Raw genomic sequence first — 10,134 nt, forward strand, 5'->3', positions numbered from 1 at the left:
CGGCCCGGGCAGGGCGAAACCGGCCGGGTCGAGGAGGACAAGGGTGGAGAATCGGCCGGGTCGGTGGATTTCGTGATGCATTGCCAGTCATCCGCCATATGAGCAGCCGACGGCATATGCCGAGTCCACCTTCAGGGCATCCGGTACTTCACCGAGCCACGCCGCGCCGTCACGGCCGTCGTGTGTCGGGGGTGGATCTGCAATGGAACCATTCCGTACGGTAAGCGCCTTCCCGCAGGCCAGCACGGGTGCCGAACGGGGCCGGCGCGGCGTCGTAAGCGTACGGTCCGGATCGGTTGCAGCTCGCCGGTGATTGTGATTTCGGGTGGATCGCCTGGTGGGTGACGTCCGGTGATTGTGATCTTTGTGTCCGGAAGTCCTCAGTAGCGGACAAGATCAAGGCCAAGCCGCCGAACATTGCCGGCGAGCCTTCGCCCGACCTACCCTGCCGGGGTGAATACCCACACCTGATGCTGCTCGTCCCGGTCCAGGTGCGGCACGAAGTCGAAGTGCTGGCTGACGAGTTCCCGAGCTTGTGGGAGTGGATCTCAGCGGTTAAGGGCCACGCCTGGCGCAGCCTTCGCCTCGGCGGCCTGCCGCACTTAACCCCTCACAGCGATTCCAGGCCGCGCAAAGCGATGTCCGCTGCCCGCCGGGTCGACTTCAGATGCCCCTCCTCCGCCTCGCCGTACATCTCCAGACTGGCCGCCCCGGCCGCCTGCACCGCACCCATGAACGCGCCGGTCGCCGCCGCGGCGCTGATGGGGTCCAGCCTGTCGGGGAAGGCTTTCAGCAACGCGTCGGCGATCCGGCGCTGCGAGTCGAACATCACGTGCAGGGCCTTGGCCTGCACGGCGGGCACGGTCGCGAGAAGCCTCTTGTAGACCTCCTTCAGCTTCGGGTCCCCGGCCCAGGGCCCCTGGCTGAGGTAATTGGCAATGACCCGGTGGTAGGTCCTGCGCAGCACCTGCGCCACCGTGTCGTCCGGTGCGCGATCGGCGATGACCTCCAGCGCCAGCCCGTAGAACTGCTCGACATCGGCGAACAGCACGTCCTCCTTGCTCGGGAAGTAGTTGAAGAACGTCTTGGTGGACACGTCCGCCGCAGCGGCGATCTGCGCGCCGGTGGTCTGTTCATAGCCCTGCTCGGTGAACAGCTGTACTGCCGCGTGGATGAGCAGTTGCCTGGTCTGTCGCTTCTTGCGTTCGCGCCGTGTCTCCTCCATGGTCCACGATGTTACAGCAGAATATTTTTACACGATTGTATATTTGCACTCAGTGATGGTATGTAGGAGTCATGAACCAAGAAGCATTACTCCCTCGGCTGGCGCCCGCCATCGGGCTGTTCTTCCTGGCGCCGCTGACCGCCGAGTACCTGATGGGCAACGCACCGATCACCGACAACGTCCTAAAGCTGCTTGGCCTGTCCTGCCTGTACGGCGGCGGCGCCCTCCTCATCCGTGAGTTCGCCCGCCGTACCGGACGCGGCTGGCCCGCCATGATGACCCTCGCGCTGGTCTACGGCCTGATCGAGGAGGCTTATGTCACTCAGACGCTGTGGGACTCGAACTGGGTGGTCGGCGCGCACACCCTCGAGTACGGCTTCATCCCCGCGCTCGGCCTGGCCGGCCCGTGGACGCTGTTCATGGTCGGCGTGCACACGGCCTTCAGCATCAGCGCGCCGATCGCGGTCGCCGAAACCCTCGCCGGCGCGCGGCGCACCACACCGTGGCTGGGCAAGGTCGGCCTCACCATCGCGGGCGTGATGTACGCGGTCGTCGCCCTGGGCTCGGGCATCGCCCAAGCCGTCTACGGCCACCACGCCTCCGCCCTCCAGCTCATCGGCGCCGCTGTCGTCATCGCCGCGATCATCGTCGTCGGCGTCCGCCTCCCCAGGCGCACCACCGACCTCACCCCACTGCCCGGTCGCGCCCCCAGCCCGTGGGTCGCCGGTGCCCTCGCCATGGTCGCCGGAGCAGTCTTCGTGCTGCTGTACGCGGTCGACCCCACCGGATTCACGCCCTGGCTGGCGGAGGCGATCCCCCTCCCAGCGTGGCTCAGCACGATCATCTATCTGGCCCTGTTCGTCACCGTCGCCACCGTGGTGGTTCGCTGGTCACACCGCGCCGGCTGGTCACAGGCCCACCGGCTGGCACTCGCCGGCGGCGCCATGCTGACCTACGCCTGGCACTCCTTCCCGCAGAGGACCATCACCCCGACTGTGCCGCGCACCCCACCGACCCCCCTGGCGGAAGACCTGGCCAGCAACGCCATCCTCACCGCGGGCGCGGTGGCCTTGCTGGTAGTCGCGGCCTTGCGGCTCCGTCGACCACCGGTCAGCGGTACGGCGGGCACTCGGCAGAGCCCGAAACAAGAGGCGCCCGAGCCGCAGTGAGCGCGTGCAGCATCGTGTTGGCGTTGCGATAGCCGCTGTTGCAGCACTACGGCGGTGACGAGGAGCTGTCGCCGCCCGATCCTGCCGCCGCGCCGATGCGCGACATCGCGCTGCCCATTGGGGCAACGTTCCTGTGAGTGATTATCGTGCCCAGGAGGCCTCAGCCGTCTACTTGCTCGGTTGGGATATCGTCTGGGATCGCAGAGCGCCATCACCACGCGTGGTTCACTGTACGGCGTACTGGTCGTGCTTGGCATACAGCTCAGTCCATTCCTCGTCGGTGAGCCCGCGGCCGGAAGCGACGATTTCGGCGAGCTCCCGGAAATACGCCTCACGGGGCGCCCCCGGCGTGAACAGCACCAGCATGGAAGCAGGTGCATCGGAATTGTTGCTGAAGGCGTGGACCCCGCCTGGCGGCACGTACAGGAAGTCGCCCGGTGTCGCGTCCAGCCATCGCTCGCCGTTGTACAGCGAGACGGTGCCCTCCAGGACGAAAAACGACTCGGAAATGGTCCTGTGGAAGTGGGCTCCGGGGCCGTTCGGGATCGCGGCCATGTCCCAGCGGTAGAGACCGAATTGGCCATCGGTGCTCGCACCTGTCGCCAGATAGCCGACCCGGGACTTCACTCCGATCGTGAGGTCCGGCGGTGCGTCGGCCGACCGGTGGGTTGAGCTGGCGATCCCGTGATCTTTGAAGTATCGCGGCGGCGGATAGGACATCGTTACTGGCTCCAAGTGGTGGATCGTTCTGAGCGGCATGACCCTACGTGATGCGTTGGCCTCGTCGGGAGATCCAATTCCTGCCTGTTTGATTGCGCCAATATCCGGCGCGCTCCGGTGCAGCCGAAGTCCAAGATCGAGCTGCATGCGGCGTCCCGCCGCATCGAAGCCGCTGAACGTGGATGTGCCATCAGCGATCGGCACGGCAGGGTCGACCAGTGGTCCACCATGCCGCGGGAGCAGGACGGTGTCGTAGGCGGGCGGGAGCCGGGTGGGGCGGGCACCCGGGCGCCGCTTCGTAATCTCGGAAGCGGATCCGGGCTCCTGCGACGCCCCGCTGTGCGTAATCTCGGAAGTCACACCTGGGAGTGCACTTCCGAGATAGCGTAAATCTCGGAACTGCGACGCTGCCCGGCAGGCGCGCGGGTGCGACCGGAGGGATCGCGGTTGCGACGTCCATCCGGCGTCGTCATCTTCGAGTCCCTTGGGTCGAGCACGGACTGACGATCAGTGCGTCGCGTTGCGCGGAGCTCAGGCGGTCCGGCCTCGGGGTGATGGCGTACGCGCCGCGCCCGACCTGCTCCACGGTGAGCGGGTCGGAGAGGATCGGACGACGGCTGATCGCGTCCAGGGCGTCGGCCGCCCGCTGGATGGGCCAGTCCAGGGCCGTGGCGAGTTCGTCCACGGTGAGTGGCCGAGCGGCGTACACCAGCGCGGCCAGCACTGTCAGCGCATCGCGGACGACGGCGTCGGTGAGGCCGCTGTCGTTCATCTGCTCGCTGATCCAGGTGAAGAACTGAGCCATCTGGCCCAGCCGGGTGCCGGCGGGCGTGCCGACGCCGAAGATCTCGATCCCGTGCCGCGCGGCCGCCGCGACCTCGGCGTGTGCCCCGGTGTCGGCTTTGAACGCCCGGAGCCAGACGTCGTCGTCGATGACGTACCGCTCGCGGCGGCCGGAATCCCGTGTGCGCCTGACCAACTCGATCGCCTCGAGGAAGCCGATGGCCTTGGACACCGACGCCGGGCTGACCTGTAGCTGGCGCACGAGCTCGGCGGATGTCAGGCCCTCGGAGCCGGAGGTGAGCAGGCAGACGAACACGCGAGCGGGCATCCGGGGAAGGCCGGTCCCGACCAGCAGCGTCGCGAACTGCTCCACGAAACCACGCACGGATTCGGCCGGCCGCTCGTCGGCTGGTGGCTCCGTGGCCTGCACCGGTCTGCGGCGGCGGGCGCGTTGCCCGGCGGCCTGCTGGGCGCGGTCGGCCAGGTAGCCGCCAGGCGCGCTGTTGCGTGCCACCTCGCGGCTGATCGTGGATGTGGGTCTGCCCAGCCGCCTGGCGATCTCGGCGTATCCCAGCCCTTCGGCCAGCCAGATCGCGATCTGCCGGCGATCCTCGTGGGTCAGCCTGCCTCCGGGCATCGGCTCGCTCCCTGTTGGTTCGGGTTCACGGGTGCGTTCACCAACAGTACATTGCAACGGCTGGTTGGCGTGAATTGCATTTATCAACACTGCTGTTGCAACGATTGACATAGAAGACCAGTATTGGAGCCCACTGTTAGAGGTCTCTCGTTGACGAGACTTAAAACGCAACGTAGCCTTTTCCTGCTTGGAAAGAATCGGGTGGGACGAGGAACCCCTTATGGCAAGAGCGTTGGATGTGACCCGGATGCGAGCTCGCGTCTCCGAGCTGCTCGCGGAGTACTGGATTCCGAGTTCCGTGATCGGTGTCCTCAGCGACGGGGAGATCATCGACTTCGCGGTCGGCGTCAAGAACATCTCCGCGCGGGAGCCCGCGACGACCGACACCATCTACCAGTGCGGCTCCGTATCTAAGACATGGACCGCCCTCGCCTTCATGCAGCTCGTCGACGAGGGGAAAGTCGCCCTGGACGAGCCGGTGCGGACCTATCTTCCTGATTTCCGGGTCGCCGACCCCGGCGTCAGCGCCAAGGTCACACCCCGCCATCTCCTCAACCACACCAACGGCATCGAGGAGAACTACGGAGATCCGGGCGAGGACGACGACGTGTACAAGCGCATGGTGGAGAACATCGCCGGCGCATGCCAGGTCCACCCCTTGGGCCACACTCACGGCTACAGCGCGGCCCTGGGCTACGCGATCCTCGCCCGCATCATGGAGGTGATCGACGGCAAGTGGTGGGACGACATCATGAAGGATCGCCTGTTCGACCCCTTGGGACTGACCTCGACGAGCAGCCGGCGTGAGCACGTGGACCAGGACCGGGCCGCGACCGGATACCTGATCCGATCCCTCGAAGAGGGACCCATCCTCTCACCGCTGAGTCACCTGCCGCGCTCCTTCGGCCCCGGAGGCAACGTCAGCACGACAGCCCGGGAATTGCTGACGATGGCGTACGTCTTCCTTAACGAAGGAAAGGCGCCGAACGGGACCAGAATCGTCTCAGCCGGCGTCACCCGTGAGATGACGGAGTCGCGGGTCCCCATACCTGACCCGTACATGTTCGGGCCGGAATGGGCCCTCGGCCTCATAGTGTGCGATTGGCACGGCCAAACCGTCTACGCACACGACGGCAGCGCAGTCAGCCAGAGCGCCCGCTTGCGGATCCTGTCGGAATCGAATATCGCGGTCTCGATGCTGGCGAACGCCGGGCCGCGCGACAGCTTCTACCGGAAGGTGTTCAACGAAATCCTGGCCGGCCTCGGCGCGGTCACGATTCCCGACCTGCCGGAGCCCGACCCGACCCTGGCCCTCGATCTGTCCAGGTACGAAGGCTCCTACGAGCGTCCCGGCACCCGCTACGAAGTGGCGGCCGACCGCGGAAAACTCCACCTCAAATTCACCCTGAACCCCATGGAGGCGCAACTCCTCAATAAACCAGAACAGCTCGACTACGAGCTGTCCCCAATCAGCGAGACCCACTTCTTGATGCCTTCGGACGATCCGCTCGAGGACCCTCAGACCGTCGCGATCTACGACTTCAAGAATGGTGCCGCACAGTATCTTCACATCAATTGCCGAGTAAATCCGAGAGCCAATGAGGAGGGTGCCACGGTGCACATCATGGCTGTTTCCACGATTTCTAACAACGACGGTTTCTGGGATTCCCTGAAGAAGGCGTACGGCCAGCTTCCCACGGGTGCCAAGTGGACGCTGGCGGTGGCGAGCACCGACGGGACCAAGGCGGTGAACGTCATCGTCCATGACTCGATCGACGGCGTCAGGAGCTTCTTCGAGGATCACGCCGGCCCCTTCGCTACGACGGAATACTTCGAGGCCGACGCGTCCAACGCGGTCGGCCTCCCGACGACCTAACCGCTCCTTGCACTGCCGCCCGCCCAAGCCGCGATGGCGGCGCACCATTCGGATCCATGCGACCGTTGTCCTGCTTGGGGTAGGTGCGGTCCTCGCCCCCCGCGCCCCGGGCCGTCGGGCACCGACATCGGCGACCGGCTGGGCATCTCCAAGCGGGCCGATCTCGGCGTCGACGCCGCCAAGAGATAAGGGAGCTCTCCGACTGCGTTCAGCCTCCACCACGCCCGCGTGCGGTACCAGCAAGCTCGCCAGGCGCAAGTCCGGCTGGCGGGCCTGCTCGTTTTGCCGGCCGCACCGACCCGTACCGGGCCCATGGTGCACAGCCCCGGCGTACGGATTTGCGTGCGAATGCTGCTCGGCGTCCCGGACACCGCGGCCGGCAACGTGCCTCGCGCGCTCGCCCTGGCCGGTGTGGACCGGGCCGAGCTGATGGCGCGCGTCCAGGAGACGCTCGCGCACGAGCGCTGGTAACCCGCCCGCCTTTCCCCATACGGCACTCCCACCCATTTCCTTCTCTTTCCACACCCCGGCCGTCGCCGGCCCGGGGGGCGATCCATCATGCCCTCGCGGCGAAACTCCGCCGACACGCGGCCTGGCGCGGAGGCGTCCGATCACGAAGAGAGTTCATCTGATGACCAAGACCGAGCAGGTCATGCTCGACATCGACGGGCTGCGCATGCGCTACGGCTCGGCCGACGTCCTGCACGACGTCACGTTCCAGGGCAGCCACGGCGAGATGCTGGCCCTCTTAGGCCCGAATGGGGCCGGCAAGACCACCACGATCGAGATCCTGGCGGGCTTCCGCGCCCGCTCGGCGGGCCGGGTCGAGGCGCTCGGCGCCGACCCCGCGCACGGCGACGAGCGGTGGCGGGCCCGGCTCGGGGTCGTGCTGCAGCGGATCAGGTGACGCCATGACCGTGATGACTTCGACCCGCCGGTCTCTGGCGCCGGACCTGGCCAGGGGCTTCATGCTACTGGCGATCGCGCTGGCGCACGCGCCGGTGTTCGTCTCCGGGGCGGGTCCCGGCGTTCTCAACGGCGTAGCCGCGTTCCTCGATCACCTGCTCGCTCACAACCAGGCCCGGCCCATGTTCGTGTTCCTGTTCGGCTATGCGCTGGGGCAGCTCGCGTGCCGGCATCAGGCGAAGGGAGTCGACTGGATCTCGCTCAGGAAGCTGCTGCGGCGCAGGGGGCGCTGGCTGATCGTCATCGGCTTCGTGCACGGTGTGCTGCTCGTGCCGCTGGACATCGTCGCGGTGTACGGGCTCACGCTGCTGGTGCTCGCCCCGCTGGTGCGGGCCCGCGACTCGGTGCTGTGCTGGACGGCCGCCCTGGCCCTCGTCCCCGCCGCGCTCGTGGTGTCCGGACCGATCATTCTGGCGTACGCCGGCACCGTCCCCATCACGCCGGCCGGGGCCATGCCGGCCGATCTCGGCTCCCATCTCCTGTCCGGCCTCCAGCTGTGGCCGTTCAAGACGGTCCTGGGCACGATCGACGTCGTACCAGGCATGCTGCTGGGCATCTGGGCCGCCCGCCGCCGGATCCTGGACGAGCCCGAGCGCCACAAGAGCCTGCTGCGCCGCGTCACCGTGATCGGCCTCGGCGTCGCCTTCATCAGCAGGCTCCCGGGGGCCCTGCTGATGGCCGGGGTGTGGACGCCTCCCGCGCCCTCGGCCGCCGTCCTCGCGCACACCCTCACTGGCTACGCCGGCGGCATCGCCCTGGCCGCCCTCATCGGCCTCGTCGCAACGCGGGTGGAAGGCGGTCCCTTCACCACCGCCCTCGCCGCGCTCGGCCAGCGGTCGCTGACGTTCTACCTGTTCCAGTCAGTGGTGTTCCTCGTGCTGTTCTACCCGTTCACCCTGGACCTGGGCGGCGACCTGGGGTTCGCCGACGCGGCGGGGCTCGCCGTCGCGATCTGGGCGGTCTCGATCCTCCTGGCGGAGTGGATGCGCCGGGCCGGGTACCGGGGCCCGGCGGAGGCGATGCTGCGGCGGCTGACGTACCGCCGCAGCAGCGGAGCCTAGGCCTCCGAGTGCGGGAGGTTGCTGGCGGCCACCAGCGTGCGAAGGCACGCAGCGCGACCGAGAGCGTGGCCAGGTCGAAGTTGTCGCTCTCCCAGATCTCCGACAGCGTCTGCCGGGCCCGCGAGACGGCCGCCGAGTCGGCCTCCGACCACCGGGCCAGCCGCTCCTCCGGCGGCAGGCCGGGCTTGCTGTGGGCCAGCACGTCCCTGGTCAAGGAGGCGTGCGCGGGGGCGTACAGGTCGTGACCTCCTCGCCGAGATCGAGGTGGACCTCCATGCCGTCCAGCGGCCCGTTCAAGTCGTAGACGTAATCGCCGAAACGGCGCACGTTGTCCTCCTGGTAGGGGGACATGATCTCGGGGGTTCGCCCAAGATGTCCTCCATGGTGTCCCGCGTGATCAACGTTTGATCAACGACAGCACTCCCCTTCGGGGAGGGCGGGTTCCGGAAGGGGGCTCCGGGGGCGGCGACGAACACCGTGGCCCCGGAAGGTCACAGCCATCCCTTCTCCGTGGCCAGCCGTACGGCTTCCGCCCGGGTCCGGTGATCGCCAAAGAGGTCTCCGAGCTGCTCGATCTGATCATCCTTACCGCCGGCTACGACATGTGAGCGGGCGTTTGCCGCTTGGTGGCCGGGCGCACCATCGGCCGGCTCGTGCTCCCCCTTCTCGCGGCGGCGCCCGGGGCCGCCCGAGGGGATCTCACTCTTGGGCGGCCCGCGTTGCGCGGTCTATCGGGCGCGGGCTCGTTGCCGGTCGTTCTGGAGGTCAGGCCGCCGGGCTGAGACGAGCCATAGCGGAACATGGGGCACACGCCGGACCTCTGCATGTTCCCAGTTGAGGGTGATGGCGGGAGACTGGAGAGAGACCACCACATACGGCTGGCCGCAGCAGTCTGGACCACCGGGCGTGGCCATGGCCGAGCCACCGCGCCTGCAGGAGACAGGGCAGCGAGGCCAAAGAGGAGGTCTTCAATGCTCAGGATCACCAATCGACGGCGACTGGCCCTCGCCACTGGGGCGGCTGCCGTCACACTGCTGGCCTTCTCTGGTTGCGGGGGCGGTTCGAGCGCACCTGAGGCTCCTCCCGCCCGCCAGGCGACCACGTCGCCTGCCGAGCAGGGAAGGATGATCAACGTGACGGTGAACGAGTTCTCTTTCCTGATCGCCAAGCAAGACCTCGCCGCCGGCACGTACACGTTCATGATCGACAACGTCGGAAGCGCGCCCCACGCGATGGCCCTCAAGGGACCCGGCGTGGGCACCCAACAGTCGGACGTCGTCGACGGTGGCAAGAAGACCGAATGGACGGTCGCCCTCCGGCCCGGCACCTACGAGGTGTGGTGCCCGGTGGGAAACCACCGCACCCAAGGCATGGAGACCACCCTGACCGTCAAGTGACCACTGCGAGCACGGCTCGGCGCGACGCGGCGCCCCAGCCGGCACGGACGCGATCCCACTCGCCGGGAAGGTGCCTCCCTGCACGGGCGTGGAGGGCGTGGACATCGGCGGCCAAGCAGGTCGACGTCGAGCGGTCCCAGGAGTTCCGCAAGTGCATCGAATGCTTCATGTGCAACAACGTCTGCCACGTGATCCGCGACCACGAGGAGAACAAGACCAACTTCTCCGGTCCCCGGTTCCTCATGCGGATCGCCGAGCTGGACATGCACCCGTATGACGTGGCGGACCGGCAGGAGGCGG

At 67.4% G+C, this 10,134-nt stretch carries 9 protein-coding genes and 3 pseudogenes; 7 read left to right on the top strand and 5 right to left on the bottom strand.

Annotation, left to right across the window (positions count from 1 at the left end; genetic code table 11):
• Positions 1 to 610: 610 nt before the first annotated feature.
• Positions 611 to 1,225: a TetR/AcrR family transcriptional regulator gene (locus Q9G87_RS49730; protein ID WP_305923687.1), complete on the bottom strand. Its 615-nt coding sequence runs from the start codon at positions 1,223 to 1,225 to the stop codon at positions 611 to 613.
• A gap of 71 nt (positions 1,226 to 1,296) precedes the next feature.
• On the opposite strand from Q9G87_RS49730, the gene Q9G87_RS49735 reads away from it, so the two are divergent.
• On the top strand, positions 1,297 to 2,394 hold the full coding sequence (locus Q9G87_RS49735) for a hypothetical protein (protein ID WP_305923688.1): 1,098 nt from the start codon (positions 1,297 to 1,299) through the stop codon (positions 2,392 to 2,394).
• Positions 2,395 to 2,619: 225 nt separating this feature from the next.
• Here Q9G87_RS49735 and Q9G87_RS49740 read toward each other — a convergent pair whose 3' ends face one another.
• Both Q9G87_RS49740 and Q9G87_RS49745 read right to left on the bottom strand, forming a co-directional pair.
• Positions 2,620 to 3,318 carry a cupin domain-containing protein gene (locus Q9G87_RS49740; RefSeq protein ID WP_305923689.1) on the bottom strand — a complete coding sequence of 233 codons (699 nt, stop codon included), beginning with the start codon at positions 3,316 to 3,318 and terminating at the stop codon, positions 2,620 to 2,622.
• Between the two features lie 265 nt (positions 3,319 to 3,583).
• Positions 3,584 to 4,534: a GbsR/MarR family transcriptional regulator gene (locus Q9G87_RS49745; protein WP_305923690.1), complete on the bottom strand. Its 951-nt coding sequence runs from the start codon at positions 4,532 to 4,534 to the stop codon at positions 3,584 to 3,586.
• 247 nt (positions 4,535 to 4,781) lie between these two features.
• Between Q9G87_RS49745 and Q9G87_RS49750 the strand changes: the two genes are divergently transcribed.
• From Q9G87_RS49750 to Q9G87_RS49765, 4 genes and pseudogenes are all read left to right on the top strand, one after another.
• Entirely contained in the window at positions 4,782 to 6,410 is a 1,629-nt protein-coding gene (locus tag Q9G87_RS49750) for a serine hydrolase (RefSeq protein WP_305923701.1), read from the top strand.
• 228 nt (positions 6,411 to 6,638) lie between these two features.
• Positions 6,639 to 6,881, top strand: a complete 243-nt coding sequence (locus Q9G87_RS49755; RefSeq protein WP_305923691.1) for a hypothetical protein — start codon at positions 6,639 to 6,641, stop codon at positions 6,879 to 6,881.
• 181 nt (positions 6,882 to 7,062) lie between these two features.
• Positions 7,063 to 7,314, top strand: a pseudogene (locus tag Q9G87_RS49760) (ATP-binding cassette domain-containing protein); the annotation flags it as partial.
• A gap of 7 nt (positions 7,315 to 7,321) precedes the next feature.
• Positions 7,322 to 8,437 carry a DUF418 domain-containing protein gene (locus Q9G87_RS49765; protein WP_305923692.1) on the top strand — a complete coding sequence of 372 codons (1,116 nt, stop codon included), beginning with the start codon at positions 7,322 to 7,324 and terminating at the stop codon, positions 8,435 to 8,437.
• Positions 8,438 to 8,537: 100 nt separating this feature from the next.
• Here the strand turns inward: Q9G87_RS49765 and Q9G87_RS61060 are convergent.
• A pseudogene (locus Q9G87_RS61060) lies at positions 8,538 to 8,639 on the bottom strand (hypothetical protein); the annotation flags it as partial.
• Positions 8,640 to 8,647: 8 nt separating this feature from the next.
• The gene (locus Q9G87_RS49775; protein ID WP_305923694.1) at positions 8,648 to 8,788 is read right to left on the bottom strand and encodes a hypothetical protein; all 141 of its coding nucleotides are present in this window, start codon (positions 8,786 to 8,788) and stop codon (positions 8,648 to 8,650) included.
• A 620-nt stretch (positions 8,789 to 9,408) separates the two neighbouring features.
• Here Q9G87_RS49775 and Q9G87_RS49780 point away from each other — a divergent pair.
• Both Q9G87_RS49780 and Q9G87_RS49785 read left to right on the top strand, forming a co-directional pair.
• Positions 9,409 to 9,834 (top strand): cupredoxin domain-containing protein, encoded by a 426-nt coding sequence (locus Q9G87_RS49780; RefSeq protein WP_305923695.1) that lies wholly within the window; start codon positions 9,409 to 9,411, stop codon positions 9,832 to 9,834.
• Between the two features lie 113 nt (positions 9,835 to 9,947).
• Positions 9,948 to 10,134 (top strand): annotated as a pseudogene (locus tag Q9G87_RS49785) (succinate dehydrogenase/fumarate reductase iron-sulfur subunit); the annotation flags it as partial.

This window comes from Nonomuraea turcica (assembly GCF_030718205.1).
Taxonomy (GTDB): Bacteria; Actinomycetota; Actinomycetes; order Streptosporangiales; family Streptosporangiaceae; genus Nonomuraea.